The 26,635-nt window shown below is 61.1% G+C and carries 19 protein-coding genes; 9 read left to right on the top strand and 10 right to left on the bottom strand.

Features of this window, described 5'->3' with window-relative positions:
- The first annotated feature begins 37 nt into the window (after window positions 1–37).
- The 4 genes from urtB to urtE are packed head-to-tail and all read left to right on the top strand — an operon-like array spanning window position 38 to window position 4,271.
- Window positions 38–1,621, top strand: coding sequence for an urea ABC transporter permease subunit UrtB (gene urtB, locus KO538_RS01440; protein WP_034756742.1), 1,584 nt, complete (start codon window positions 38–40; stop codon window positions 1,619–1,621).
- Window positions 1,618–2,739 (top strand): urea ABC transporter permease subunit UrtC, encoded by a 1,122-nt coding sequence (gene urtC / locus KO538_RS01435; RefSeq protein WP_219327296.1) that lies wholly within the window; start codon window positions 1,618–1,620, stop codon window positions 2,737–2,739. The genes urtB and urtC overlap by 4 nt, the downstream gene beginning before the upstream one ends.
- Window positions 2,736–3,566 carry an urea ABC transporter ATP-binding protein UrtD gene (gene urtD / locus KO538_RS01430; protein WP_219327295.1) on the top strand — a complete coding sequence of 277 codons (831 nt, stop codon included), beginning with the start codon at window positions 2,736–2,738 and terminating at the stop codon, window positions 3,564–3,566. The genes urtC and urtD overlap by 4 nt, the downstream gene beginning before the upstream one ends.
- Before the next feature lie 6 nt (window positions 3,567–3,572).
- Window positions 3,573–4,271 (top strand): urea ABC transporter ATP-binding subunit UrtE, encoded by a 699-nt coding sequence (urtE, locus tag KO538_RS01425; RefSeq protein ID WP_219327294.1) that lies wholly within the window; start codon window positions 3,573–3,575, stop codon window positions 4,269–4,271.
- 2 nt (window positions 4,272–4,273) lie between these two features.
- Here urtE and KO538_RS01420 read toward each other — a convergent pair whose 3' ends face one another.
- The 3 genes from KO538_RS01420 to KO538_RS01410 form a co-directional block, all read right to left on the bottom strand.
- Entirely contained in the window at window positions 4,274–4,858 is a 585-nt protein-coding gene (locus KO538_RS01420) for a chromate transporter (protein WP_072452948.1), read from the bottom strand.
- Window positions 4,855–5,442, bottom strand: coding sequence for a chromate transporter (locus KO538_RS01415; protein ID WP_139089792.1), 588 nt, complete (start codon window positions 5,440–5,442; stop codon window positions 4,855–4,857). Before KO538_RS01415 ends, KO538_RS01420 begins: the two co-directional genes overlap by 4 nt.
- Window positions 5,443–5,634: 192 nt before the next feature.
- Window positions 5,635–5,811: a hypothetical protein gene (locus KO538_RS01410; RefSeq protein WP_200873059.1), complete on the bottom strand. Its 177-nt coding sequence runs from the start codon at window positions 5,809–5,811 to the stop codon at window positions 5,635–5,637.
- Window positions 5,812–6,072: 261 nt separating this feature from the next.
- Between KO538_RS01410 and KO538_RS01405 the strand changes: the two genes are divergently transcribed.
- Window positions 6,073–6,294 carry a hypothetical protein gene (locus KO538_RS01405; protein WP_051991806.1) on the top strand — a complete coding sequence of 74 codons (222 nt, stop codon included), beginning with the start codon at window positions 6,073–6,075 and terminating at the stop codon, window positions 6,292–6,294.
- A gap of 415 nt (window positions 6,295–6,709) precedes the next feature.
- On the opposite strand, the gene KO538_RS01400 is transcribed toward KO538_RS01405, so the two are convergent.
- On the bottom strand, window positions 6,710–7,309 hold the full coding sequence (locus KO538_RS01400) for a two-component system response regulator (RefSeq protein ID WP_254798343.1): 600 nt from the start codon (window positions 7,307–7,309) through the stop codon (window positions 6,710–6,712).
- Window positions 7,310–7,671: 362 nt separating this feature from the next.
- Window positions 7,672–8,220 carry a phosphohydrolase gene (locus KO538_RS01395; RefSeq protein WP_051991807.1) on the bottom strand — a complete coding sequence of 183 codons (549 nt, stop codon included), beginning with the start codon at window positions 8,218–8,220 and terminating at the stop codon, window positions 7,672–7,674.
- Between the two features lie 188 nt (window positions 8,221–8,408).
- Here KO538_RS01395 and KO538_RS01390 point away from each other — a divergent pair, with 188 nt between their 5' ends.
- Window positions 8,409–11,546, top strand: coding sequence for an NAD(P)-binding protein (locus KO538_RS01390; protein WP_257620123.1), 3,138 nt, complete (start codon window positions 8,409–8,411; stop codon window positions 11,544–11,546).
- Window positions 11,547–11,652: 106 nt separating this feature from the next.
- Here KO538_RS01390 and rdrB read toward each other — a convergent pair whose 3' ends face one another.
- The gene (gene rdrB / locus KO538_RS01385) at window positions 11,653–14,301 is read right to left on the bottom strand and encodes an antiviral RADAR system adenosine deaminase RdrB (RefSeq protein WP_219327293.1); all 2,649 of its coding nucleotides are present in this window, start codon (window positions 14,299–14,301) and stop codon (window positions 11,653–11,655) included.
- Window positions 14,302–14,306: 5 nt separating this feature from the next.
- Entirely contained in the window at window positions 14,307–16,931 is a 2,625-nt protein-coding gene (rdrA, locus tag KO538_RS01380; RefSeq protein ID WP_219327292.1) for an antiviral RADAR system adenosine triphosphatase RdrA, read from the bottom strand.
- Window positions 16,932–17,150: 219 nt separating this feature from the next.
- Here rdrA and KO538_RS01375 point away from each other — a divergent pair, with 219 nt between their 5' ends.
- Window positions 17,151–18,062: an alpha/beta hydrolase gene (locus KO538_RS01375; RefSeq protein ID WP_219327291.1), complete on the top strand. Its 912-nt coding sequence runs from the start codon at window positions 17,151–17,153 to the stop codon at window positions 18,060–18,062.
- Here the strand turns inward: KO538_RS01375 and KO538_RS01370 are convergent.
- On the bottom strand, window positions 18,047–20,938 hold the full coding sequence (locus KO538_RS01370; protein WP_257620122.1) for a hybrid sensor histidine kinase/response regulator: 2,892 nt from the start codon (window positions 20,936–20,938) through the stop codon (window positions 18,047–18,049). The genes KO538_RS01375 and KO538_RS01370 overlap by 16 nt on opposite strands.
- A 155-nt stretch (window positions 20,939–21,093) precedes the next feature.
- On the opposite strand from KO538_RS01370, the gene KO538_RS01365 reads away from it, so the two are divergent.
- The gene (locus KO538_RS01365) at window positions 21,094–21,723 is read left to right on the top strand and encodes a LysE family translocator (protein ID WP_219327290.1); all 630 of its coding nucleotides are present in this window, start codon (window positions 21,094–21,096) and stop codon (window positions 21,721–21,723) included.
- Here the strand turns inward: KO538_RS01365 and KO538_RS01360 are convergent.
- Entirely contained in the window at window positions 21,686–22,414 is a 729-nt protein-coding gene (locus tag KO538_RS01360) for a YceI family protein (protein WP_257620121.1), read from the bottom strand. The genes KO538_RS01365 and KO538_RS01360 overlap by 38 nt on opposite strands.
- 527 nt (window positions 22,415–22,941) lie before the next feature.
- Window positions 22,942–25,647 (bottom strand): M1 family metallopeptidase, encoded by a 2,706-nt coding sequence (locus KO538_RS01355; RefSeq protein WP_219327289.1) that lies wholly within the window; start codon window positions 25,645–25,647, stop codon window positions 22,942–22,944.
- 252 nt (window positions 25,648–25,899) lie between these two features.
- Between KO538_RS01355 and KO538_RS01350 the strand changes: the two genes are divergently transcribed.
- Window positions 25,900–26,523 carry a glutathione S-transferase family protein gene (locus KO538_RS01350; RefSeq protein WP_219327288.1) on the top strand — a complete coding sequence of 208 codons (624 nt, stop codon included), beginning with the start codon at window positions 25,900–25,902 and terminating at the stop codon, window positions 26,521–26,523.
- Window positions 26,524–26,635: the final 112 nt, after the last annotated feature.

Raw genomic sequence — 26,635 nt, 5'->3', positions numbered from 1 at the left:
TCGCTTGGGCTGAAGTAACGATGAGAGGTCTTTCCGCATGCGTCTGCTACGTCGTATTTTGTTATTACTTTGCCTGTTGCCGCTGTCTGCGCAGGCAGCCATTTCCCCCAACCTGCTCAAACCGCTATCCGGCGACGACCCCGACGCCAGAGTCGCTGCCGTCGCCCAGATCGCCGCCCTGGCCACGCCCGAGGCTGCCAAGGTGCTGCAAGCGTTGCAAGACGACAGCCTGTATGCAGCGCCCGACGGCAAGGTCTACATCGTCGACGGCGAGCAGGCATATGACCCGGCAAACGGCAAGAGCGTGCCGCTGCCGGACGGTATCGACGGCGTCATGGTCAACAACCGCTTGCGCTCGGCCGTGGCTGGTGCCTTGTCGGGGCTGAAACTGCTGGCGCCAGAGCGGGCCACACGGCTGGCCGCTGCGCAGGCGCTGCAGCAATCCGTCGATCCCGCGCAGCTGCCCCTGATCCACAAGGCGCTGGCGCAAGAGAGCGATGCCGAGATCCAGCAGATATTGCAAGTGCTGATCGCCAGCGCCAATCTGCATGCGCCAGACGCCGCCACGCGCAAGCAGGCTGTGCAGGACCTGGCGGGCAGTAGCGATGCCCGGCTGCTGCCCGTGCTGCAAGCCATGCTGGACAAGGGCGGCGAGCCGGACGAAGCCGTGCAGCTGGCCGCCATCGACACCATGGGCCAGATCAAGGGACGAGTGGCGCGCATGGAATTCGCCGGCAATGTGTTCTACGGCATTTCGCTGGGCAGCGTGCTGCTGTTAGCCGCCTTGGGGCTGGCCATCACCTTCGGCTTGATGGGCATCATCAATATGGCGCATGGCGAATTGCTGATGATAGGCGCTTACACGACGTATCTGTGCCAGCTGTTCTTCCGCACCTATCTGCCTGGCCTGCAGGATGCCTACCTGCTGGCCGCCTTGCCGGCCGCCTTTCTCGTCGCGGGACTGGTGGGCGTGACGCTCGAGCGCACGGTGATTCGCTGGCTGTATGGGCGGCCGCTGGAAACCCTGCTGGCCACCTGGGGCATCAGCCTGATCCTCATGCAGACGGTGCGCACGATCTTCGGCGCGCAAAACGTGGAAGTGGCCAATCCCGCCTGGATGTCGGGCGGCGTGACGGTGCTGGGCGGCCTCGTGCTGCCGTACAACCGGCTGGCCATCATCGTCTTCGCCGTCCTTGTCGTGATGGCCGTGTGGCTGATCCTCAACAAGACACGGCTGGGCCTATTCGTGCGGGCCGTGACGCAAAACCGCCGGATGGCCGATTGCGTGGGCGTGGCCACGGGCAAGGTCGACATGCTGACTTTCGGCCTCGGTTCCGGCATCGCCGGGCTCGGCGGCGTGGCCCTGTCGCAGCTGGGCAATGTGGGGCCGGACCTGGGCCAAAGCTACATCGTCGATTCCTTCATGGTGGTGGTGCTCGGCGGCGTGGGCCAGCTGGCCGGCACCGTCATCGCTGCGCTGGGGCTGGGCGAAGTGAACAAATTCCTCGAACCGGTGGCGGGCGCCGTGCTGGCGAAGATCGCCATTCTCGTGTTCATCATCATTTTCATCCAGCGCCGGCCGCAGGGCCTGTTTGCCATGAAGGGACGCAGCGTCGAATGACTACCTCCTATCAATCCAAGCAGGGCCTGTTCACGCGGCCCGTCTGGCTGGCGATTGCCGCATGCACGCTGCTGGCGGCGCTATTGCCGACTTTTAATCTGGCGTTTGCCGAAGGCCATGCCTTGCACGTGTCCGCTTACACGGTGGCGCTGGTGGGCAAGTTCATGTGCTACGCGCTGGCCGCGCTGGCGCTGGACCTCGTCTGGGGCTACACGGGCATCCTGTCCCTGGGCCACGGCGTGTTCTTTGCCTTGGGCGCGTATGCGCACGGCATGTATCTGATGCGAGCCATCGGCGAGCAGGGCCAGTACCACAGCAGCTTGCCCGATTTCATGGTCTTTCTCGACTGGAAAACCTACCCGTGGTACTGGGCCTTCACGGAACACTTCTGGTACTGCATGGCCCTTGTCGTGCTGGTGCCGGGCGTGCTGGCTTTTGTCTTCGGTTACTTTGCCTTCCGCTCGCGCATCAAGGGTGTGTATTTTTCCATCATCACGCAGGCGATGACGTATGCCTTCATGCTCTTGTTCTTCCGCAATGACACCGGCTTTGGCGGCAACAACGGTTTCACGGATTTCAAGACCATCCTTGGCCATAGCATCACGGCGCCCGCCACCCGTGCCGTGCTGTTCCTGCTGACCCTGGCCTTCCTGCTGGCCGCGCTGGTGGGTGCGCGCGCCATCGTCCGCTCGAAACTGGGCAGGGTGCTGCAGGGCGTGCGCGACAGCGAGCCGCGCTTGATGTTCCTTGGCTACAACCCGCTGTGGTTCAAGCTGTTCGTCTGGACCTTGTCGGCCGTGCTGTGCGGTATCGCTGGCGCCCTGTACGTGCCGCAAGTGGGCATCATCAACCCGTCCGAAATGTCGCCGGCGAACTCCATCGAGATGGTCGTGTGGGTGGCGGTCGGTGGACGCGGTACTTTGATCGGTCCCATCCTGGGCGCCTTCACCGTCAACGGCTTGAAAAGCTGGTTCACGGCCGCCTTGCCGGAACTGTGGCTGTTCGCGCTGGGCTTGCTGTTCATCGTCGTCACCCTGTTCATGCAGCAAGGCATGCTCGGTGTGTTGAACAAGCTCAAACGCAAGAAAACGGCCGTCGTGGCAGAGGAGGCCGCATGAGTATCCGCATGTTGCCCGGCATGGCCGGCACAGAGACGGGCGCCAGCTATTCGCGCGTGAAAGGCGAGGGCGTCGATACGACGCATGGTGCCATTTTGTATCTGGAAGACATCAGCGTGTCGTTCGACGGCTTCAAGGCCATCAACAAGCTCAGTCTCGACATTTCCGTGGGCGAATTGCGCTGCATCATCGGCCCGAATGGCGCGGGCAAGACGACGATGATGGATGTAATCACCGGCAAGACGCGGCCCACGTCCGGCACGGCCTGGTTCGGCCAGACCATGAATCTGGCGACGATGACGGAAGCGCAGATTGCCCACGCGGGTATCGGCCGCAAGTTCCAACGCCCCACCGTGTTCGAGCAGCACACGGTGTTCGACAACCTGGAACTGGCGATGAAGATGGACAAGCGCGTGGCGCCCACCCTGTTTGCGCGTTTAAGCTCGGAGCAGGCAGGCAAGATCGAAGCGATATTGCGCTTGATCCGCCTCAACGGCCACGAGGCGCGGCCGGCCGGCTTGCTGTCGCACGGGCAAAAACAGTGGCTGGAAATTGGCATGCTGCTGATGCAGGAGCCGCAGCTGATTCTATTGGACGAACCGGTGGCCGGCATGTCGGATGCGGAAACGGCGCGCACGGCGGAATTGCTCAATGAATTGCGCGGCAAGCATTCGATCATGGTGGTCGAGCACGACATGGGTTTTGTGACGGAAATTGCCCAGCAAGGCATCGTTACCGTGCTGCATGAGGGTTCCGTGCTGGCGCAGGGCCGCATGGACGAAGTGCAGGCCGACGAGCGCGTCATCGAAGTCTATCTGGGAAGGTGAACACATATGCTGGAAGTCGAGCAATTGAATCAATACTATGGCTCCTCGCACACCTTGCGCGGCATCAACCTGTTAGCGCGCAAGGGCGAATGCCTGGCCTTGCTGGGGCGCAATGGCGTGGGCAAGACGACCTTGCTCAAATGCCTGATGGGCGTGCTGCCCGTGGCGCAGGGCAAGGTGGTCTTCCAGGGGCGCGACATCACGAAACTGACGCCGCATGCGCGGGCAAAGCTGGGCATCGCCTACGTGCCGCAGGGGCGCGACATCTTTGCGCGCCTGACGGTCGAGGAAAACTTGCTGATGGGCATGGCGGTGAAGCGCGGAAAACAAGCGTCGCGCATCGATCCCCATGTGTATGAGCTGTTTCCAGTGCTCAAAGAGATGCTGCAGCGGCGCGGCGGAGATTTGTCCGGCGGGCAACAGCAGCAACTGGCCATCGCCCGCGCCCTGCTGGCCGAGCCGCAGCTGATCATCTTCGACGAGCCGACGGAAGGCATCCAGCCCTCCGTCATCAAGGATATCGGCAGGGTCATTTCCTTGCTGAAACAGCGTGGCGACATGGCCATCGTGCTGTGCGAACAGTATTTCGATTTTGCCCGCGAGCTGGCCGATGAATTCATCGTCCTGTCGCGCGGCAGTGTCGTCGCCAGCGGCAAGGCGGAACAGATGGATGGCGAGGATGTGAAGCGGCACCTGGCCGTGTGAGGTCAGACGAGCTGGAACCAGCCCAGCACGGCGCCGGCCGCCAGCAGCCACAGCAAATGGATCTTCGTGCGCCAGATGATGAGGCCGGTCACGATGGACAGGCTCCACAGGGGCCAGTCCGTGCGGATGTCATGGTTGGCGCCGCCCAAAATCATGCCCGTGGAAATCAGCAGGGCGACGACGATGGGTGCCATGCCTTGCTTGAACGCGCGCACGGGGCGCAGGTCGCGGTTGCGGTAGCCCCATTGGGCCGCCACGTAGGTAAGGGTGGTGCTGGGCAGCATGATGCCCACCATGGTGATGAACACGCCCAGGTAGGCGGCCGTGTAGCTGCCCGCGTTCATGCCCACGTTCCAGCCCATCAGGGCGACGAACAGCACGTTTGGCCCGGGCGCGGCCTGGGCGATGGCGATCGATTCGTTGAATTGCGCCTGGGTCAGCCAGCCATGCTGTTCGACAAGGAAGCGGTGCATTTCGGAGGTGGTGGAAATGGCGCCGCCGATCGACATCAGCGACAGCATCAGGTAGTGGCCGAACAGGTTCAGCCAGTCGCCTGTGCTCAACACCAGTTGCAAAGGCGGATTCATGGGGACAGCTTTCGATAGGTGAGCAGGCAGCCGATGCCGCCCAGGCCCAGCAGGATGTACAGCAGGGGCCAGCGCAAGATCGCCACCATCAGCACACCGAGCACGGTGATGGACAAGGTGAGCCACAGGGGCAGCGGATGCTTGGCCAGCGCGGTCGCCAGTTTCACGCCCGTGGCGGCGATCATGCCGGCCGAGACGGCCGCCATGCCGCGCAAGGCGCCCGCCATCTGCGGATTGTCGCCAAAGCGCGTGTACAGCACGCCCAGCACGAGCACGATGACGAGAGGCGCGGCCAGCATGCCGGCCAGCGCCGTCAGCGCGCCTTTCAAGCCGAAATAGCGCCCGCCCACCATCAGGGACAGGTTGACGACATTCGGCCCGGGCATGATTTGCGCCACGGCCCAGTCTTCGAGGAATTCCTCCTGCGTCAGCCAGCGCTTGCGCTCGACCATTTCGCGCTGGATTACGGCCAGCACGCCGCCAAAGCCTTGCAGGGCCAGCCAGGTGAACGAGAAGAACAGGTCGGCAAGCGAAGCTGGTTGCGGACGGGGCAGGTCGGGCGGAAGCGTGGAAGGTGCGGGCATGGCTGATTATCGCCGTGCCTGCTTCGCCTTGTCCATGCTTATGTCCATACATAGTTGCTGGCGTGGCTTATAACACCTAACAAAACCGTAGCGAGCGGAAGTAAGTTGCGGTTGAGAAGCGCAACTGTACGAAGGTACAGTGAGCATCGCAGACCGCAAATTACGACGCGCAGTAGGTTTTGATAGGTGTTCTCAGCCCCCGCCGATGCCGGCGATAACCACGCCCGTGCCGCCGCACATGGGGCAGGGCTGGCCATCGGCCTTGGCGCCCCGGCCCTGGCAATGCGTGCAGACGTTTTCACCGGTTCCGGGAGTGCCGGGAGGGGCGATGTCGCCGGGATTTTTGGCTGGTTCGGGTGTTGTATTCATGTCGTGTCTCCTCGTCCATGCAGCGCGAACGCCGCGTGATGGCAGCCAGTCCATACTAGGCTGGCGACAGGCGCTGCGTTTGATCTGCCTTAGACGTGCGGCCTTGTGTATCAGAAAAAAACTGCATGGGAATAACTGGCTGGCATTGACATCGCGCGTTTTTCGGCAATACTTTCGCTGTCACTCTTCCTCGCTGCCATCCCGGCGCCGTTCTCCGCCGCCATGTCCCGCCATGTCTACCTTCCGCAGGAGTCATTCATCATGCTGAGTTCCCAAGAAACCTTGCACATGCCCGTCAAACCCGTGGCGCTGCATGCCCGCGTCGACCAGAAGATGTGCGATATCGTCAACCTGGGCATCGCCGTGCAGGCAGCCTTCAGCACCTTGTGCGCGCTGGAATACCTGAAGTCATACAATATCGCCCCCGAGCTGATCGAGCGCGTGCTGCTGCATCCGGAGCAGCGCCGCCAGACCGTGCATTGAGTATCCGCATGGCAACTGTGTTGCCGGCAGCGTTAGCCCGGTGTTGTCGGATTGATCATTACGGCTCAGTTATGCACAAATGATGGGTTAACGAAATTGCTGAAATAATTTTCCTGTGATTATGTGTGAGTTTCCAAGTGCTTGATTTTAATGGATTTTATTTTTGCTGTTTGATTGAGCAGTTTATTGAAAGCCGCACGGGCTGTGGCTTTGAGGGCTGTCAATAGGGCCTTATCCACAAAGATATCCACAGTCCGTGTGGATATCTGAAAAAGCGCTTAACAATCCGCCACTTAGGAAATTGGGGCCGCCCGGCACATGCGATGGGCCGGCAGGATGGGCCAAAATGGGGCATGCCACAAGCCTGTATGCCTATCCAGTGCTCTGGTTTTATGACTGAAAGTAGCGGCCGTGTTCAGGGCGTGCCGCCGGCCGGCGCCGCTGGCGTGTTGCCGCACTGGGCCAGGGCTGCGGCCAGCTCGGCGACTTGTTGCTCCGCTTCGCGCAAGGTGGCGTAGGTGCGCAGCGAGGCGATCACGGTGGTGAACAACTTGCGCGTGGTCAGGTCGGTCTTGCACCAGAAATCGTTGATGTCGTAGTCGATGATGATGCGGTGCTCGAGCGCCTGGCCGGGCTGGCCCGTGCGCAGGATGATGCGCACGGCGCTGTTGTGCAGATCTTCGCGGATCTGGCGCGCCACTTGCAGCCCGGCATCCTGGGTTTCCATGATCACATCGAGCAGCACCACGGCGATATCGGATGTGCTGCGCAGCAAGGCCAGCGCCTCGGCGCCCGAATACGCGTGTAAAAAGCTCAGCCTGCGTCCCTGGAAGCTGGCCTGGCTGAGGGCGAATTTGGTCACCACGTGCACGTCGACATCGTCATCGACGATCAGCACGCGCCATGGCGCCGCGGTGGCAGGCTCTGCCGGCGCGTCTGCCCGTTCCAGCGGTTCGTCGACCAGCCAGTCCGGTTCGTCCGCCCCCTTGGCGGCACTATCGCTATCCATGTTCATGCGTTTATCCACCGTTGATCGTGCTCGCTACTCCACACTATGCCAGTCTACGGGGTTTGTCAAAACAATGCTGTTCAAGCAAGACGGCCTGGCGCCAGGATTGCTTATGCACAGCAAAATATATTTTCATGGTGGTGAAGTAACTTTGCTCCAGCGCAAATTCGTGATTGCAAGTCATTGATTTCATTGGGGTAAAAAATTGCCTGTGAAATCAGCAAATTGTTGAAACCCGCATCAATACTGGTGTTGCGGCTTGTCAAGAGGGGCTTATCAACAACTTTATCCACAGTTGCTGTGGATATCTAAAAAAGCCGTGCAAAAACCGGGGCTTAGCGCCCGTTCGTGAGGCAGGGTCGTAGCATTCATGCGGCAAGTCCAAGCCCGCTCAGCTGGGCGAAAGCATGCAGGAAGCGCTGCTTGGCTTCGGCCGGACCCATGGCTTCGATTATACCGGGCAAGGGGGCGATGCCGTCAAGGTAAGCCCAGCGCTCGGCCGAGTGCGGCATCAGGTCGCGCTTTTCCGTGGCCAGCGCGATCAGGTCGGCCCGCTTGATGGGCGCGTAATCGGAGAAATCCAGCCCATACGTGGCGGCGATAATGGCGCTGACCTTGTCTTCCAGCACGGCAAACTCCGGCAGCAACACTTTCAAGGGCTTCACCATGTCGCCCAGATAGGCTTCGGCCGCGTCGTGCAGCAGGGCGGCCAGACGCAGGGGCGGCGGCACCAGTTCGGCGACGATCAGGCTGTGCTGGGCGACAGAGTAAAACACTTGCGTCTGTCCATTGAAACGGCACTGATAGGCGAGGCCGTGGGCGATGTCCTCGATGGCGACCTTGTCGATATGCGGGCGCAAGGGATAAAAACGGTTGCCTGAATAAGTGGAAACGTAGTCGGTGGTAATCATTGCCATGGCATGGTGCTCGGAACGCTCAAGAGGCTTTATCGTACACCCGATGGCATGGGCTTGCCCCGACTGCCGTGCGCAAGCCCAAGCTATGCATCTTGGCAAATCCTTTAATTTATTTCATATCATTTCTTGCTGTTTCTAAAATACACTGTAGCAATCTTGTTTTTCTGAAACTTCACAGGGGCAGGGCAATGACGGCGCAACCTTCGGCAAGACCTTCGTATATCTATCAGGGCGGTTCGGTGATGATGCACTCGCCGCTGCAATTGAAACAGTCGGAAATGTACGGCTATTTCGTCAAGGGCGACCTGGCAAAATTGCAGGCCACCGTGAATACCACCTTGAACCAGGTGGCGGGCAGCACGATGACCCTGAAAGCCCTGTCGCCGTATGTGATGCTGACATTTACGCGCGTCAATCATGCGGATTCCGCCAATCCCGTCGACCAGGCCAAGGGCTGGATCACGGAAGTCGACATCGTCACCTGGATTATGGTGGGCCAGATGGATGAGCAGGGCAAGCTCGCGCATATCTATTGGTACCCATGCCATATTTTCGTCGATGACGCGATGGCCCTGATCAACGGGCGCGAGCTGTTCGGCTATCCAAAATACCTGTGCGAATATGAAATTCCTGCCGCCGGCAGCGAGCCGCTGCGCTGTTCCGTCGCGGCCAAGGGCTTCCAGCATTTTTCGCCGGAAACGAAACTGGCGCTGCACCCGCTGCTGGAAGTCAACGCCACCGTGCAGACGGGGCCGCACAAACCCGTCAACAGTTTCCTGGAGCTCATCGAGCAGGCGTTCCAGATTTTCCTCTCCATTCCCGATTTCTTCGACATGGACCAGGCCGGCTGGGCCGATATTCTGTCCTTGCTGCGCAACCCGCGCATCGACCAGATTTTCCTCAAGCAATTCCCCGACAGCGCGGGCGTGAAAGCCGTGTACCAGGCCCTCGTGGCCGCGCCGGCCGAAATCAACCGCCTGCACAGCGCGCGCCTGCTCGGTTATGAATACGAATGCACCTTGCATGCGTTTGACAGCTTCCCGCTGGACCAGACCCTGGGCTTGCAGCTGGGACCGCAAACGGCGATTTTACCGTTCAATGTGAACTTCGATTTCACGGCCATGCCGGGCGAGGAGCTGGTCGACAATTCCCGCATCGCGCCGGAAAAGATCGCCATCCTCGGCGGCGGCGTGGCGGCCATGACCACCGCGTATTACTTGACGAACCAGCCGGGCTGGCAGAACCGGCACACGATCACCGTCTACCAGCTGGGCTGGCGCCTGGGCGGCAAGGGCGCCAGCGGGCGCAATGCGCAAGCGGGCCAGCGCATCGAGGAGCACGGCCTGCACATCTGGTTCGGCTTCTACGCGAACGCCTTCAAGATGATCAAGGAAGCGTATGCGAGCCTGGAGCGTCCGCCCGGCGCGCCGCTGGCCACCTGGCGCGACGCCTTCAAGCAGCACGATTACGTGGCCCTGTCGGAAGACGTCAAGGGGCAGTGGCGCAACTGGTCCATCGTCTTTCCCACCTTGCCGGGCGAGCCGGGCGAGGGGGGCGAAGACATCACGCTGTGGCAGATGGCCATCGCCATGGTGGGCTGGATCGAGCAGTGGATACGCCAGATCCGGCAAGTGGCGGACGCCGACGCGCGCATCGTGCGCGCCAGTGCGTCGCAAGGCGAGGGCGTGTGGCCGGGCTGGCTGCGCCGCCTGGCCGATGAAGTGGTGGGGCAGGCCGATGAACTGGGCCTCGACGTGGGCTTGTCCGTCGGCGCGCTGGTGGCGCTGGTGGCCGATCTGGCACCCGATTCCACGCGCCACGACCAGGCCCGCCACCAGCTGCTGGCCAGCACCCTGAACGGCATCCGCGCGTGGCTGCGCCTGCGCTACCGCGCCCTGATCGATGGCGACGATGAATTGCGCCGCCTGTTCACCTGCCTGGACCTGGGCATCACGGTCATGAAAGGCATGTTCGAGGATGGCGTATTCAAGAATGGCTTTGACGTCATCAACGACATCGATTTCCGCGCCTGGCTGAGAAAACATGGCGGCGATGAGCAGTTCAGCGTCAACTCGGCGCCCGTGCGCGGCTTTTACGATCTGGTGTTTGCCTACGAAGGCGGCGATTTTTCCAAGCCAAATATCGAGGCGGGGACGCTCTTGCGCTCGATGGCGCGCATCGGCCTGGCCTACAAGGGCGGCATCATGTTCAAGATGCAGGCCGGCATGGGCGACACCATCTTTACGCCGATGTACGAAGTGCTGAAGAAAAGGGGCGTGGAATTCAAATTCTACCAGCGCGTGGAAGAACTGGTGCCGGGCGCGGGCGACATCGACAGCATCCGCATCACGCAGCAGGTGCAATTGAAGGACCCGGCCGCCGGCTACGCGCCGCTGGTAGACGTCAAGGGCCTCGCCTGCTGGCCCAGCGCGCCCGATTACGCGCAGATCGAACCGGCCCAGGCGGCGCTGCTGCAGGCGCAGGAAGTCAATCTGGAATCGTACTGGAGCGCCTGGCCGCAGCAGTACCAGCAGGCGTTCGGCCGCGCGCTGCCCGCCACGGTATTGAAGAAGGGCGTCGACTTCGACAAGGTGGTGTTCGGCATTTCCATCGGTTCGCTGCAGGCCCTGTGCCCGCAGCTGCTGGCACAAAGCCCGGCCTTGCAGCTGGCGGCCGACAAGGTGAAAACCGTCGCCACGCAGGCTTACCAGGTGTGGCTCAACAAGAATCTGGCGCAGATGGGCTGGACCACGCAGCCGAAAGGCCAGCAGCCGGTGCTGTCGGCTTTTACGGAGCCGTACGACACGTGGGCGCCGATGGACCAACTCCTGGCGCATGAGGATTGGCCGGCGGGGCTGGAGCCGAAAAATGTCTCGTACTTTTGCAGCGCCTTCCCCGTCGACAGCTACCCGCCCGTCACCGACACGGATTTTCCCGCCCGCTGCGCGGCCAAGGCGAAGCAGGGCGCGCTGCACCAGCTCGAGCGCGAGATCGGCGCGCTGTGGTCCGAGGCGGGCGCGCCGGGCGCGTTTCCGTGGCAATGGCTGGTCGATGCAAAAGAGAGCGCGGGACCGGCGCGCTTCGACAGCCAGTACTGGCGCGCCAACGTCGACCCGTCCGAGCGCTACGTGATGTCGGTGGTGGGCAGCACGCAGTACCGTCTGGCCACCGACCAGTCAGGGTTCAGCAACCTGTTCCTCACGGGCGACTGGATCAGGACGGGCCTCAACGCTGGCTGCGTCGAGGCGGCCGTGATGGCCGGCATGCAGACCTCGCGCGCCATGACGGGCTATCCGGCCGTGATCCGGGGCGAGAAGGATTTCTAGGAAAGTTGATCCCGGCGGTGAGCGTTGCAAGTTATTCTCTATCGAATCGACGTTCGTGCTGCTGCGTGGCGATATACTTCATCATCACACAGCAGCGCTTGTTTAGTTAAAGCGCTTCACCGTCCATGTTCATGAACACTGGTAGATGATTGCGCCTGAACTGCTCCAGTCCCAGCAGCCGGATTTGTTCGAGCCATGTTTCCGTAGTGGCCCTAGAGTATCCTAGGTCGACTGCGGCTTCAAGCAGTAAGGCATACTCGGTGCGCAAGGTCGTCGGCATGATTCCGGGGTCGTCGGTATTGATCAGCACACGCATCGGCCCTTTGCGCAGGCCATGCAGATTGTATGCTTCTCCCCGCTCCAAGGAGCCGCCATCAGGAGGACTCCATCGAAAAATTGGATGATCGGCATGTTTTTCCATGCGAGCGATAAACACATTGGACGTTGGATTGGTTTCAATTAATAAACCGAGCCGATCATAGCGGTTCATCAGATAGTCTTGCAGTGCGTGAATGAACTGCAGTTCTTCGATCGTCTCGTAATCATGCATGAGCACGGCACCGTCGGGTGTTTTGTCATTGCGAATGTATTCTTCCTGCGCAGATAGTGGACGAATCAAAACGGTGCATTGCGGGGCGCTCTTGGTCTTGTTCAGGTATGCTTCGCGCTCAAAATACAGCCACTCGGCGGTACCGGTTTGAAGTTTTCTCGCGACCGCATGCAAACGATCAAAGTCTGGTACAGCGCTGCGGGTTTTGCTGTCTTGCAGATAATCTCCTGCCTTGTACATCTGATGGCAATTGCGCCGTAATTCCCAAGCCTGGAACAGAATGTCCAGCGATGGATGTATGTTCGACAGTAGTGCTTCGGGTTGGGCATTGCCGGTCGATACAGACGAGAGCAAGACCTGATTCTCGCGCTGACTGACCCAAGGTACATGAGCAAGCATCCTGGCAATACGTTTTTCGAGTCTTGGCCGTACTTGTGATGCCAGCGGCAAGCAGTGGCTCAGTTCGCCTGCGTAGTGCCAGGCCCAGACCAGGTTATCCAGGTGCTCTTCCGCAGGCAGTAGCATATCGCCATGTTTATCCACCCAGGCTGCAGGTTCCAGACCTAGCGCCAGCGCATGTCCCAGGCGATCACCGGACCGCATCTCGCAAAAACGCACCGTTTCGTCTATATGGCGCAAGCCGGAAAGCGGATGCGCATAATCTTCACCTGCATGGATGCTCAAATGCGGACCAGGCGTAATCACGGTGGCATTGACGGCATTGCTCAAACCGCGCCTGAGCCAGCGCAGGATGGGCGCATGTTGCTCTATGCGCTGAACATTTTCATCGCCGGCGACATCGAGGCCCCTGATCCAGCGCGACGGTTGGAATTTGTACGCAGGCTGTGAGAAATCGCCAAGATAGTCCGGCGCCGTCCATTTCTCGTCCTTGTTGAAGATATCGGCCAGTTCCTGTGCCTGTTTCCACAATTTTTCGCGTATCTTGTCGGTACACTTGTTTGTATTTCTTTTGCTGCGTATGAAATGCAGGCAAAAGTGAGTGCGCTCCAGTTGGCGGATATGCTCCCGCTGGCGCGCACCCGGGTTCCGGTGTGGCGCTTTCCGCGTCGTGTCCAGGCGCTTCCAAGTGGGTGATGCGCTTGCCAGTTCCACCAGTCTTGCGGCGTTGAAGGCTGTGGTGGATAATTTTATTTCAGCCACATCCTCAGCTCCTGGCAAGATGCGACGCCGGTTCTCTTCCACCGTATGCGCATCCAACTCTCCTAATTTACTTGTGCCGAGAAATGCCGACAGTCCCTGACCATTCATGATGGCTGTTTTGCGAATGCAGGTCAGTTCCATGAATAAGTAGAAAATGGCGATGCGCAGCTTGCTTGGAGTCTTTGGCGACCGGTAGCTATGCCATAGCAGGCAGACCAGCCATGACCAGGCGACAGCATACTTTTTTTTAATCACCGAGTTGGCGAGCATAAAACGCAGCCAGGAAGAGTCTATGCTCTCTGTCAAGATGCAGCCATCCCGTATGCTGTGCCAATCGAGCGATGGCAAGGTCTTGCTGTAAGAAATGTTACCAAGAGCTGATGCAAGATTTGTATCAAGCTCATTTTTCCCCCTGTCGGCATGCGAGATGATGACTTTGAGAATATGTCTCAGGTGTGCGTACCGGTCGTTGTGCTCTTCTCCATCAGTAGCTGTTATGTTACTCGCCAAAAAAGCGCCGTCAAACCCGATTCCGCCCCAATGTACATGTCCTTCGGCATATGCTTTTTCATGCGATGCGGCGGGTGAAAAAAAGGAGTATTGATTGTTGACGATCCGCTGTAAATCGTACTTCCCCAGAGGTTCGGCTTGATACAGCCTGCCAGCCAGATGCCAGCCCACAAGCAAAGTAGGGTCCAAGTCCACGGCGAACCTAGCGTAGGCCTGCACTTGATCCTCGCGATATTGCAGATGATCACCATTGCGCAGCATCAGCCTGCCGAACAGACTGTCCAGCAAGGGGATATCCGGACCCGAGAATAATTTCTCGTCCCATATAGAGGTAAAAACCCGTTCAATATCTGGTAGCCGGAATTGACGTGGGTGGGCGCGTTCGAAGGCCGGTCCGAGCTTTTCTCGGCACGTGGGTAGCAAGGTCCCAATATGTTGTTGTTTATTTTTTATGTAATCGTGCAGGCACGTTTTGACATCAACGCAGTTAAACAGCGTGGCGATACTGAGTTCATGAAGCGATCTTTTTAGCATGCTTGTCAGTCACCTTGTTCGGGGAATGCAATATCGATCGCTTGGGACAGCAAGGTCGAGATTGTTTTTTCGTCGGTATAGACGTCTTGGAAATTGGCCAATAGACGCAGCGCATCCTGACGATTTTTGCATGTCTGTTTAAGTGCCTGTTGCAGCGACCTTGCTTCGGGCGTTGTCATTAGCCTGGAAAGCCTCAAATGTTCTCTCAGCCAGGCGCGTGGCCTTTTTCTTGTTGGGGCAGGGTTTGTTGGCGCTGGTGTTCCTGAGGCAGAAGTAAAGCCATCCAGGTCGGTTTTGGTTAGTGCAAATGGCAATGGAGTTGCCAGTTGTTCAACCCAGATACGCAAGGGATGGCTTCCCAGCAAAGAGGTGATGGCCCTGGCGGTCTTGCCAAACGTATTCACCACTCCGTCCTCACTATAGAATGGGGCAATATTTTGCCGATACAAGTCGCTATTGCTGAAGTTGACACCCAAGCCGATATTGACATTTGCAACAATGTCGGGGAAACCATAGATCGGGCCTTTTTCAAAGCTGCCGAATGCAGCCCAGAGGCTATGAAACGTCTGGCGCGCTACCCAGCTGATTTGGTAATTCTGTGTACTTTTCGGTTGTTGCCCAACGTTCAGGGGGCGGTTGAAGAGCCATGCCTGATTGATGACTTTGTTGAAAACGTTATAAATCAGCCACGGCGATATATTAATCTCCGCAATGCGGTGTTCGTCGCGCCATTGTGCAATTTGTGTGCTGAGTTCCTTGATGGCGTTGGCATCAGGCGGCCTTGTAACTGGTTCGTTAAAGATATCCATGCCGTCTTCGGTGCTCAGTTGCATGGCTTTTGTTCCGGCGGCGCTGCTGAACGAGTAAAACGGGGAGCGTTCTAATATTGTGGCAACGTCTTTTTCGTCAATATCACGCAGCAGGCTGGTAATGACCAGTTCGATGATACGTCCGGTACATACCAGTAGGGCACGTTTGTTGCCAGAGTAAAAATTCCGATGCAGGACGAGGTCGATCAGCAGATTGAATCGTCCTGCATGCTCGTTGCTAGAGTCGGTGTAAATGCGGTTGGGAACGGCTTTGCCCGCTTCAGGAACGGGATACGGCAAGATTGCCCTCGACGGCAACTGGTTGATCCAGCGCTGTGGCGCGCGGCCCTGCAGATGATCGCGCCAATCCATCAGATCCGCATTTTGATCGAACTGTGTATAGATGGACGAGTGCTGCAAGGGCTGGAACAATGGAGTGTCAAAAACACTGCGCCATTCGCTGCTTTGGTCTGTGTTCAAAGTATCCCAGTAAGTACGCGCGAGCATTACCAGGAAGACACTACCTGCCACAGGATCGAACTGGAAATGGTCGCGCAGAACGGCATGCCATGTTTTGGCCAGCGCTGATAGGGATGGCGGACCGGGTTCGGCAGGAGTGTCGATGAACGCTTTATATGCGGCTTCGTTGTCCGCGCCGATTCGGTAGGCATTCTGTAACGCTTCGACCTTATCGTTGCTGACTCCGGGAATTACCAAAGCCCTGCGCAGCGAGCGTAGCGTCAGTTTATTCTCGCATACATACTCGGCCAACGCCGGTATCAAGTCTTTTACCTGGTAAACCAGTTGTGCGAGTGCGCGTACAACGGGTAGCGGCACGGGTAGGCGGCTGTTTTCAAGTCCATTGACAGCACCGTTGATCAGACCTTCTACCCAGCCATGGAACATTGGCAAGGAAAAGACGTGACGGTTGCCCTCTTCACCCATGCGGATGTGCTCGTTGCGTAGATAATCGGGCACGGTCGGCATTTTGAGGCGATATTGGAGCGGTAAGATTTTTCGTTGATATTCCTTGGCTAGCCCGAGCGCACGTTCATACGCCTCTTTTCTTTTGTAGCTACTATCTTCCAGCAGCCGGCCATGAAATTCCCGCCAGGTGACTTCCTGATAGAGCTCGAGATCGCCGCTGATCAGCGGCAATACGTAAGGCGTCACCAGATAGCGCCGCACCACTTCCATGTTTTCAAATGCCCGGTTCAGCGAGGTGTCGACATCGTCGATTGTCAATACTAATAAATCCTTGCCGAGCAGCTTGCGTATTGCATTAAAGAAGTTGTGGACTTCCTCGACCAATTGTTGGTTGCCAATGAATGAACGGATTTTGTCCAGCCCTTGTTTGTCGCGCTGGGATTGCATACTTTCCAGCGCTTGCCCCAAGGTTTGTAATTGATATTGAAGCTGCTGGCGACCATCCGCGTCGCGGGCTTGCGCCTCGCGTACAACCTCATCCGATAGCATTGCTGCAACAATGACATTCAGGAAGAGGTCATCGTGATCTTCCAGCAGAGTAGGATCGACAGGTTTGAAAATATGTACTCTTTGAAGCAATTGCAGGTCTTTCGATTGCAGATAAGTATCCAAGTTGATCAGTACTGAGCTTTTCCCTGTTCCGCGAGCGCCATCAATCAATACCGCGCGGTGAACCCGGCTCTGGTTGAACGTTGCTTGCGGATGTAGAGCATGCACCGGTAGGGCATCTTTGATAAACGCATGCAGTCTCTCATAGACGGAAACCGCTAGTAGCGTGTTGTGATTGCGATGCGATGCATTTTCAGTTTGATTTAAAGGGAAGAAAATTGTCATGAGTACGATCTATGAAAGAAATACATCAGGATGAATAGGCCATTGTCAGGTTGCAATCTGAAGGGTTAGTAGTATATTTAAATTGCACAATGAAAATGTATTCAAATGTCACTAAACGTTTTTAATGGATCAGTCTGCCTTTTTCAATTTGTTCCGCACGGGCGACTGGCTCAGGGCTTGCTATGATTGCGTGTCATCCAATCCTGCGCGAAAGTGCTCATGCAACGCCTGCTGTTCCTGTGTTTAATCTGCATTAGCCTGCACGCGGGCGCGGCGCCGCCCGGCGCGATTGTGCTGTGGCCGGGCGAGCCGCCCGGTGGTGCGGCACCGGATCCGCAGCGCGACAGCGCCAAGGGCTCCATCACGCAGGTCGAGCAACCGTATCTGATCGCGCACCGCCCGGCGCAGCCGAACGGTATCGCCATCCTGCTGGTCAGCGGCGGCGGCTATGCGCATATCGAGGCGGGCAAGGAGAGCGGCCCCGCCGCCAACTGGCTGCAAACGCAGGGTGTCACGGCGTTTGAACTCGTGTACCGCCTGCCGCAGGAAGGCGGTGGCGTGACCGCGCCATTCCAGGATGGCCAGCGCGCCATGCGCGTGATCCGTGCGCACGCGGCCGAGTGGCATATCGACCCGGCGCGCATCGGCATGCTGGGGTTTTCCGCCGGCGCGCACCTGGCCGGCATGACGGCCGTGCAGCCCGATGCCGCCCGCTATGCGCCTGTCGATGCGATGGATGGCGTCTCCGCGCGGCCCGACTTTGCCGTGCTGCTGTACCCGGTGCTGACCATGCAGCGGCCATTCGACACGACGCATGCGAAGAAACAGCTGCTGGGCGCCCATCCCACGCGGGCGGCGCGCGACGCGCTATCGGTGGAATTGCACGTCGATGCGCGCACGCCGCCCACCTTCATCGCGCAGGCGCTCGACGACCGCGTGTCGCCGCCCGAAAACAGTATATTGATGGCCGCCGCCCTGCGCCGCGCGGGCGTGTCCGTCGAACTGCATCAGTTCCAGAGCGGAGCGCATGGCTGGGGATTGGGCAAGCCGGGCAGCGAGCCGGCCGCGTGGCCGCAGCTGTTGCTGGCGTGGTTGCAGTCGCGCGGCTGGATGCCTCAAGCGCCCGGCTGATTTTCCAGGTCCCGCCGCGCCGCATTGAGCGCCTCTTGCAGCTGCGGCAGGAACTGTTCCACGTTATCGAGCTGGCCGTTCGAGGCCAGGGTTTCCATCTGGTGGCACAGGCCGTGCAGGGTGGGCCGGCTCAGGTAGCCGGCGCTGCCTTTCAGGGCGTGGAAGGCGGCAGCGGCCGCGCTGGCGTTGCCATCGCGCACGGCGTGGCAAGCGAGGTCCAGGCGCCGCGGCGCTTCCGTCAGAAACGCTTGCGCGATGCGCTGCAGGTGCTGCTGCGACAGGCCTGCCAGCGGCAGGATGTGCACTGGTGCCGTCATGGGATCGGCCGGCGCGGGTGACTGGTCCTCGGCGCCGTCCAGGCCGAACTGGCGCGCCAGGGTATCGTCTTCGGTGGGTACGGCAGGCGGCAGCGCGTGGCCGCGCGCCAGCAGCAGGTCGATGATGGCGTCGATTTTTTCGAACAGCAGCGCTTCGTCGACGGGTTTGCTGAGGAAGTCGTCCATGCCGGACGCCAGGTAGCGCTGCCGGTCATGTTCGCTGGCGTTGGCCGTCAGCGCCAGGATGGGAATCTGCGCGTCGGCAATGGGGAATTGCGCGTTGCCGCCTGCGCGGATCAGGCGCGCGGCCTGTTCGCCATCCATCTCCGGCATGCGGCCATCCATCAGCACGCAATCGTAGGCGCCGGATCCCAGCGCGCGCAGCGCCTGCTCGCCGTTTTCCACGATGGTCACCTCATGCCCCATGCTTTCGAGCAGGGTGCCGATGATGATCTGGTTGGTGCGCACGTCTTCGGCGCACAGGATGCGCAGGCGGCAGGCGTGGCGCGCGTGGCGTGCCGGCTGGCGCGCGTCGGCCGCCGGCGCGCTGCCGTCTTCCAGCGGCAAGGTGAAATGGAAGCGCGAACCGATGCCGACCCGGCTTTCCACGCCGATCGTGCCTTTCATCAGTTCGACCAGTTCCTTGCAGATGGCCAGGCCCAGGCCCGTGCCGCCGTAGCGGCGCGTGGTGGAATGGTCGGCCTGCTCGAATTTCTGGAACAAACGCGGCAAGGTGTCCGCGTCGATGCCGGGACCCGTATCGCTGATGATGAATTCAATGGCGTTGCGGCCGTCCTGGCGCGGCGGCGTACGGGCGCGCCGCACTTCCAGCAGCACTTCGCCATTAGCCGTGAATTTCAGCGCGTTCCCCAGCAGGTTGATGAGGATTTGCCGCAGCCGCGTGGGGTCGGCGCGCACGTAGCGCGGCAGGTCCAGCGCCAGTTCGCGGCGCAGCAGCAGGCTTTTGGCGTCGGCCTGGCCCTGCACGATGCCGGCCGCGTCGCCGATCAGCGCTAGCAGGTCGAAGTCCACGGTTTCCAGGGTCAGCTTGCCCGCGTCGATCTTCGAGAAATCGAGGATATCGTTGAGGATGGTCAATAGCGACACGCCATTGTGCAAGCCGATGCGCAGGTATTCCTGCGTGCGCCCGCGCACGGACTGGTCGCGCAGCGCGAATTTCAGCATGCCGATCACGCCGGCCAGCGGCGTGCGGATGTCGTGGCTCATGGCCGACAGAAAATCGATGCGGTGGCGGCTGACCACTTCCGCGTGCTCCTTGGCCTTCAGCAGGGCGTCGTTGCTGAGGGTGAGCGCCAGGGTGCGTTCCTGCACGCGCTGTTCCAGGTTATTGCGCAGCAATCGGATCTGGTCGGCCAGGGCAAAGGCCAGCAGCAAGCCGTCGAGCGTGCCGCCGAGCAGGGTCACCAGCTGGGCGTTGGCCACCATGGCCGGCATCAGGCCCAGGTTGGCCGGCAGGATCAGAAAGCCGGGCAGCATCAGGGCGACGAAGGCCAGCACGAAGAAGCGCGCCGGCTGGTAGCCGCGGCGCCAGACGACGATGCCGCAGATGAGCGCCAGCAGCATCCAGATACTGATGGCGATGGTGGCCAGGGTGTGCGCATACGACAGGGCGAAGAAGCAGCTCGGCAGCAGCAGCAAGGGCAGCACCAGGTTGATCTTGCTGATGCTGTGCAGCCGGGGCGAGTAGTCGCGCAGGCGCAGGAAATGCATGTAGAACAGCGTGCTGAAGACGGGCAGCAGGAAAAACGGCACGTAATGGAGCTGCAACTGATGCCAGTCGAACAGGTCGGCAAACACGTGGAAAGTCATGGCCCAGGCCAGGCCGTACGTCAGCACGTACAGCGTGTAATAGGCCGAGGCTTTTTCCAGGGTGATGGAAAAAATGAAGAAATTGAACAGGCCCAGCGCCAGCAGGGCGCCGATGGACGCCACCATCAGGAAGTTTTCCTTGCCCACCAGCTTGCGGTAATCGCGCTGCGTCTTCACGCCGAACATGGGCGCGCGCGCGTAATACGGGCTGGAAAAGCGGATCAGGATATCGTAGGTGGCGCCCGGCGCCAGCTGCACGTTCCCGCCGTAGTGCAATAAATACTCGTGCGGCCGCTGGTAGCCCGTCAGCAAGGTCTGCGGCGCCGTGTGTTGCCCGGGGCCATACACGTGCACGTCCACCAGGTCGATCAGGGTGTCGTTCGGGTCGATGACCCAGGCGGTTTCAGCGCTGTCGTTGCGCACCTGCGCATGCAGCCAGTAGGCGCCGCCGAACAGGTCGACCTGGCCGGCCGGACGCTGGCGCGCCAGCCAGGCGGGCAGGGCGGCGGCATCGGCCGGTGCGGCTTCGTTGTCGGCGAGAAATAGTTGCCCACCTATGCCCAAATGGTGGATGCCTTGCTTGCCCAGGGCAATGGGAGTCGCCTGCGCCGCGCCCGCCATGCCCAGCAGGCTGAACAGCAGGCTGAGCAGGAGCGGCCAGCCGCATAGCCAGGCGCAGACGCGGTAGCTGGAAGCGCGGTGGCAGGGAGGGGGCGGGTGGGCTGGCATCGATGGGCTTGGTGATGGTCGCGCGGAAATGGCGGCAATGCCGTTTGCATTGGAGTGCCCATTTTAATCGACTCTCGGTGACACACGGGCAATTTCATGTCCTGTCCGCCTGGCGCCCGCTCCGGTATCATGGCGCCTTTGCCCGCGAGATATTCATGCTCAGTCCCGACCAGTTCCTGGCCTTCCTGGCCGCCGCCGTGTTGATCACCGCCAGCCCCGGCCCCGACAACCTGATGGTGCTGGGCGTGGGCATGTCGCGCGGACGCCGCCAGGGCATGGCGTTCGGCCTCGGTTGCGCCCTTGGCTGCCTCACGCACACGGTGCTGGCGACCATCGGCGTGTCGGCCCTGCTGGCCGCCTCGCCCATGGCATTTACGGCGCTCAAAGTGGCCGGCGGGCTGTATCTCGTGTGGCTGGGCATCGGCGCCTTGCGCAGCCGTGGCGGCGCCAGAGTCGATGGCGCGGCGGCCTTGCCCGACGAATCCTTGCTGCGCCTGTTCGGCAAGGGACTGTTTGCCAACAGTATCAATCCGAAAGTCGTGCTGTTTTTCCTGTCGTTCCTGCCGCAGTTCATCGTCGCTGGCCAAGGCAATGCCAACTGGCAGACGGCGCAACTGGGCCTGGTCTTCACGGCGCAGGCGTGCGTGCTGTTCGGCCTGCTCGGCTATTTTTCCGGCGCCGTCGGCCTGTGGCTGAACCGCCGCCCGCGCGCCGGCCTGTGGCTGGACCGGGTGGCCGGCACCATCTTCATCGGCCTGGGCTTGCGATTGATCCTGGCCCGCTGACGTCTTGCCGGGCGGTAATGCGGAACGCCAGTTCCATCTGATCCTGCACGGCCATGGCGCCGCCCAGGACGGCGAACGGCACGATGCCGAAGTCGCTCTGTTTCAGCAGCAGGCTGCCGCTGGCTTGCAGGCGGCGTCCATCGGCCGCTTGCTCGACCCGCACCGGCAGCTGCACCGTGCGCGTCACGCCATGCAGGGTGATGTCGGCATCGAACACCTGCTTGTCGTCCGTGCGCCGGACGGCGATGCTGACCCACGGATAGCGTTCCGCCTCGAGCACGCGCACCAGCATGTTGTGGCGCGTGCCGGCGATGGCGTCGGCCGACGGCGTCGTCGTCAAACCGGCCGCCTGGCGCAGGTTTTCTTCATCCACGCTCATTTCGTCGAGCCGGAAGCGGAATTGCGCGCGCCCCAGCGCGGGCGCAACGACGCCCTGCAGGCTGCGGCTGGCCACCACGTGGTCATGCCCGAGCCGCGCCAGCGCACCGCCGCGCCGCACGGTGATGGTCAGCAGGGATTCGTCGGGCGCAATGTGCAGCAGCTGCACGCCCTGCCGCTGCCACGCGGGCGCGGGCATGGCGGCAGGGGTAGCCGGCGCGGAAGCCGGGGCAGGCGCGGGCGGCAGGGGCGTGCAGGACGCCAGCAAGGCGCAGGCAAGCAGGAAAACGGTGCGAAGGTTCTGGCTGGACATGGGGCAGAAGGGGTAAGGGCGATGGGGGCATAGTACGCGATCCGCGCGGCGGCGCGCGTGCAATGTTAGAGCTAGGTCATATGGCGGTCATATGACGCTGTTATGATGCTTTTGTTGGCACACAGCATGCGATGCGCAGATCACTACGCTCCGGGAGCGATAGGATGCAGGCATGACTCAACAGCTTAGCCGGTGAGCTCAACCATCGGCACCAGACATGTAAAACTTGTTTTATAGTAATGATTGCAGGGCGGGGCAGGGGAAATACGGGAAACGGGCGGGGATTTAATGAAGTCCTAAGCCTGTTTCAACGAAGGGCTGGCATAGTGGATACATGGCGCACGGAAACCCCGAGCGCAAGGTTGCCGGACACCTCAATGACCGGCACGATTTCCACTTTTTCATGTGTTTTCCCGTTTTATCCCTGCGCTCTGAAACAGCGTTTCAACCGGCTACCGCACTTTGCGAAGCCGGTTTTTTTTGCCTGCGTTTTCATCAGTTCCGGCGCCGCAGCGCCGGGAAACCTCTTAACCCGCCTGTTTCGCCAGCCACGCATCGACGGCCGGCAGGCGCTCGGCGCGTACCTTGATACGGTACTTGATGCCGGCCACCGAGCTGTCGGCGTCGCCGCGCGCGCTGGCCGGCAGGTTCGCTTGCGCGTACGCTTCCAGCTTGGCGATCATGTCCGGCTGAGCCGAACCGGCGGCCAGGCGCGGGAAATAGCGGCTGCGCGAGCTGGCGTCGATGCGCGCATTGACTTGCTCCAGGTGTGCCAGCGCGAAGTCGAAGGCCAGTTCCGGATGCGAGCGCGACACGCGCGAGATCATGGCAGGGCTGTTCGTCACGCCCGGTTCATCCGTCAGTGCCAGCGTCAGCGCGCGCTGCGCCAGTGCGGGATCGTCGCTCGATGCCAGCAAGTCGTACAGCTGATTCTTGACCAGCGGCGTCTTTTCCTGCCGCGCTTTGGCGTGCAGCTGCTCCCAGGTGGCGGCGTCCGCATGCTGCGCCACCACGCCCAGGATGGTACGGCGCAGCGGCGCGGGCATGGCGGCCGCATTTTGCTCACCGGCCTGTTCGCTGGCCGCGTAGCGGCGGCGCGCTTCCGCGATCACACCCGGTTCGCCCATGTCGCCGAGGATGGCGATCAGGTGTCCGCGCAAGGTCGCCACGCTCGATGCTTCACCCGCGCGCGCTTCCCAGCCCGTCTGCGCCATCATCGGCGCCAGGCGCGCCACGGCGAAGCGGCCGAAAGCCTGCTGGCGTACGGCATCGCCCGCATACTGTTCGTACAGGCTGCCCAGGGAAGCGGCTACCTTGCCCAGCACCTGCGGATCGGCCGACAGCGGCGTCGCCTTCACCAGTTCCAGGAAGTCGGCCAGGTTTTGCGCACCGGCCAGGCCCAGCGACTGGCTGTCCGCCAGCAAGCCCAGCTGGTCGATCGGCGCCAGGCGCGCAAAGCTGCCCGCCAGCGCGCGCGTGTTGGCCGGCGCGTACACGGTACGGTAGTAGCCGCTCTGGCCCGCGTTCACGAGCAGGGCGCCGCAGCCGGGCACGTTCAGGGTGGCCTTGCCATCCTTGAGCACCACCTTGGCCAGCTTGCCGTTGCCGACCGTCGACGCGATGACCGGCACTTGCCACGACAGCGGTTTCTTATTCGGCTGGTCCTTGGAAAATTCCGTCTGCGTCAAGGTCACGCGCGTATTGCCGTTTCTGCATACGGCGTCGCCCACCGTGATCATCGGCACGCCCGGCTGCAGGGTGAAATCATGGGCGATGGCGCTGACAGGCTTGCCCGCGGCCGCATCGACTTCGCGCCACAGGTCGTCGGACACCGTATTGCCATACGCATGCTTGCGCATGTAGTTGCGCACGGCCGTGCGCCACGTGTCGGCGCCCACATACGCTTCGAGCATGCGGATCACGGCTTCGCCTTTTTGATAGGTGATGCCGTCGAACGCCTGGCTGGCCTGCTCCACCGTGGCGATGCGCTGCACCACGGGGTGCGTGGTGCGCAGCGCATCCTGGCTCATGGCCGACTCGCGTCCGCCGACGCTGGACAGGGCCGTGTTCCACTCCGGGTGCAAACGCTCCGTGGTGCGGCTTTCCATCCACGAGGCAAAACCTTCGTTGAGCCACAGGTCGTCCCACCAGCGCATGGTGACCAGGTCGCCGAACCACTGGTGTGCCATTTCATGCGACAGCGTGGTGTAGATGTTTTCCTTGTCTGTCTGCGTCGAGATGGTCGGGTCGAGCAGCAGGCCGTATTCGAAGGTGAAAACGGCGCCCCAGTTTTCCATGGCGCCGAAGAACTGGCTGCGGCCCGGTGCGGCGATGTTGTCGAGCTTGGGCAGCGGGTAGCGCACGCCGAAATAATCGTTGTATTCGCGCAGCAGGGCGACCGACTCGTCGAGCGCGAAGCGGCTTTGCGCCAGCGCGCCCTTCTTCGTGATGACGCCTATCTCCGTGCCGTCGCTCATGGCCGTGGCCCGCTCGAAGTCGCCCAGGCCAAAGAACAGCAAATACGTCGACATGCGCGGCGTGGTGGCGAAGCGCACGTGCTTGGTGCCATTGCCCAGGTCCTCGCTGCTGGCGATCGGCATGTTCCCGACGGCCATCTGGCTGCTCGGGACGATCACGTCCAGCGCGAAGGTGGCCTTGTAGTCCGGTTCATCCCACGACGGCAGCATGCTGCGCGCGTCGGAATTTTCGAACTGCGTGTACAGCGCGCGCTGGCGGCCCTGCGGCGTGTCGTAGTCGAGCGAGAACAGGCCCGTGGCCTGCGTGCCGATCTTGCCGCTGTAATCGATGCGCAACAGGTACTCGCCCTTGGCCAGCGGCTGGGCGAAATGCACGGTGGCCGTCTGCTTGTCCGCATCGAAATCGATCTTGCGCGTCACCTGCTTGCCGCCGCCCGCGCCTTCGATGGCGGCAGCGGCAAACTCCAGGTTCAAGGCGTTGAAGGTGATGCTGGCGGTCGGCGCGTCGACGGCGACCTTGATGGCGGCTGCGCCCTTGAAGGTGGAGGCGGCGGCGTCCGGCGTGATCGACAGCGCATAGTGCAAAGGCGTGACGCCGCGCGGCAACTGCGTGGTGGTCGTGGTGGCGTGGCTGGCCGAGGCGTATTTCGGTGCCGTGGTGGCGTGACCCGCATGGGCGGCGGTGATGGAAGCCAGTGCCAGGACGGCGGCGGCCAGTTGGCTGCGCCGGAAGCGCGGAGTCGGTGTGCGATGCATGGTATGCCCTAGTTTCATGGATAAAACGCCCGCCAGCCGGGTAGGCTGCGGGCGTTGATGACGTGTGGGGGACATCGCTGGAACTGGCGGCCAGCGTTCCCGTACAGCAATCTAAGGCGAAACGGGGGCAAAGTCAACGCGCCAGGCGCGCCGCACCATGGCGGTGCGCTGGTATGATGGGCGCATGACTGTACTGCCGCAGGCCAGTCCCGCAGCCGCGCCCACCAACATAACAAGACGAGACCCAAGCACATGAAACTGACTATCAGCCCCCGCACGCCTAATCCGCGCCGCGTCACCATGTTCATCGCCGAGAAGGGCATCACCGGCATCGAGGAAGTGGCGCTCGACCTGATGGCGGGCCATCATCGCGATCCCGCCTTCCTGGCGAAAAACCCGCTGGGCCGCGTGCCCGTGCTGGAGCTGGACGATGGGCGCGTGCTGACCGAGACGCGCGCCATCTGCACTTACCTGGAAGGCTTGCAGCCGCAGCCGAACCTGATGGGCGAAGGTTACGAGGAGCGCGCGTTCATTGAAATGGCCGACCGCCGCGTGGAACTGCATTTGTTCAGCGCCGCCGCCAACTGGGTGCGCCACGGCCATCCGGCCCTGGTGGCGCTGGAAAACCCGCAGTTTCCCGATTTCGCCACGGCGCAGGCGGGCAAGCTGCGCGAGACGGCGCAATGGCTGGACCAGGTGCTGGCTCAGCAGCCGTACATCGCCGGCGACCGGTTTACGATTGCCGATATCACGGCTTTCTGTGCGCTGGAATTCGTGCGCGGCCTGATGAAGTATCGGCCCGGCGCGGAAGGCTTGGCCAACCTGCAGGCCTACCGCGACCGCATCGCGGAACGGCCCAGCGCGCAGGCGAAGTAAGGATATTTTGCTACCGGCCCACGTCAACAATGTTTGTCGGGTTACGCCCGCTGGGCTAACCCGACCTACAGCTACGACTTCGGCCTGTATTCCGGGTAGGTCGGATTAGCGG

Origin of the sequence: Janthinobacterium sp. NKUCC08_JDC, assembly GCF_019345575.1 — a bacterium.
GTDB classification, from domain to species: Bacteria; Pseudomonadota; Gammaproteobacteria; order Burkholderiales; family Burkholderiaceae_D; genus Janthinobacterium; species Janthinobacterium aestuarii.
This window is presented reverse-complemented; position numbering and strand designations above follow the sequence as displayed.

Excerpts from the sequence above, each read along its gene's own strand:
- urtB (WP_034756742.1), top strand. The coding sequence starts at position 38 with ATGCGTCTGCTACGTCGTATTTTGTTATTACTTTGCCTGTTGCCGCTG.
- urtC (WP_219327296.1), top strand. The coding sequence starts at position 1,618 with ATGACTACCTCCTATCAATCCAAGCAGGGCCTGTTCACGCGGCCCGTC.
- urtD (WP_219327295.1), top strand. The coding sequence starts at position 2,736 with ATGAGTATCCGCATGTTGCCCGGCATGGCCGGCACAGAGACGGGCGCC.
- urtE (WP_219327294.1), top strand. The coding sequence starts at position 3,573 with ATGCTGGAAGTCGAGCAATTGAATCAATACTATGGCTCCTCGCACACC.
- KO538_RS01420 (WP_072452948.1), bottom strand. The coding sequence starts at position 4,858 with ATGAATCCGCCTTTGCAACTGGTGTTGAGCACAGGCGACTGGCTGAAC.
- KO538_RS01415 (WP_139089792.1), bottom strand. The coding sequence starts at position 5,442 with ATGCCCGCACCTTCCACGCTTCCGCCCGACCTGCCCCGTCCGCAACCA.
- KO538_RS01410 (WP_200873059.1), bottom strand. The coding sequence starts at position 5,811 with ATGAATACAACACCCGAACCAGCCAAAAATCCCGGCGACATCGCCCCT.
- KO538_RS01405 (WP_051991806.1), top strand. The coding sequence starts at position 6,073 with ATGCTGAGTTCCCAAGAAACCTTGCACATGCCCGTCAAACCCGTGGCG.
- KO538_RS01400 (WP_254798343.1), bottom strand. The coding sequence starts at position 7,309 with ATGAACATGGATAGCGATAGTGCCGCCAAGGGGGCGGACGAACCGGAC.
- KO538_RS01395 (WP_051991807.1), bottom strand. The coding sequence starts at position 8,220 with ATGGCAATGATTACCACCGACTACGTTTCCACTTATTCAGGCAACCGT.
- KO538_RS01390 (WP_257620123.1), top strand. The coding sequence starts at position 8,409 with ATGACGGCGCAACCTTCGGCAAGACCTTCGTATATCTATCAGGGCGGT.
- rdrB (WP_219327293.1), bottom strand. The coding sequence starts at position 14,301 with ATGCTAAAAAGATCGCTTCATGAACTCAGTATCGCCACGCTGTTTAAC.
- rdrA (WP_219327292.1), bottom strand. The coding sequence starts at position 16,931 with ATGACAATTTTCTTCCCTTTAAATCAAACTGAAAATGCATCGCATCGC.
- KO538_RS01375 (WP_219327291.1), top strand. The coding sequence starts at position 17,151 with ATGCAACGCCTGCTGTTCCTGTGTTTAATCTGCATTAGCCTGCACGCG.
- KO538_RS01370 (WP_257620122.1), bottom strand. The coding sequence starts at position 20,938 with ATGCCAGCCCACCCGCCCCCTCCCTGCCACCGCGCTTCCAGCTACCGC.
- KO538_RS01365 (WP_219327290.1), top strand. The coding sequence starts at position 21,094 with ATGCTCAGTCCCGACCAGTTCCTGGCCTTCCTGGCCGCCGCCGTGTTG.
- KO538_RS01360 (WP_257620121.1), bottom strand. The coding sequence starts at position 22,414 with ATGTCCAGCCAGAACCTTCGCACCGTTTTCCTGCTTGCCTGCGCCTTG.
- KO538_RS01355 (WP_219327289.1), bottom strand. The coding sequence starts at position 25,647 with ATGCATCGCACACCGACTCCGCGCTTCCGGCGCAGCCAACTGGCCGCC.
- KO538_RS01350 (WP_219327288.1), top strand. The coding sequence starts at position 25,900 with ATGAAACTGACTATCAGCCCCCGCACGCCTAATCCGCGCCGCGTCACC.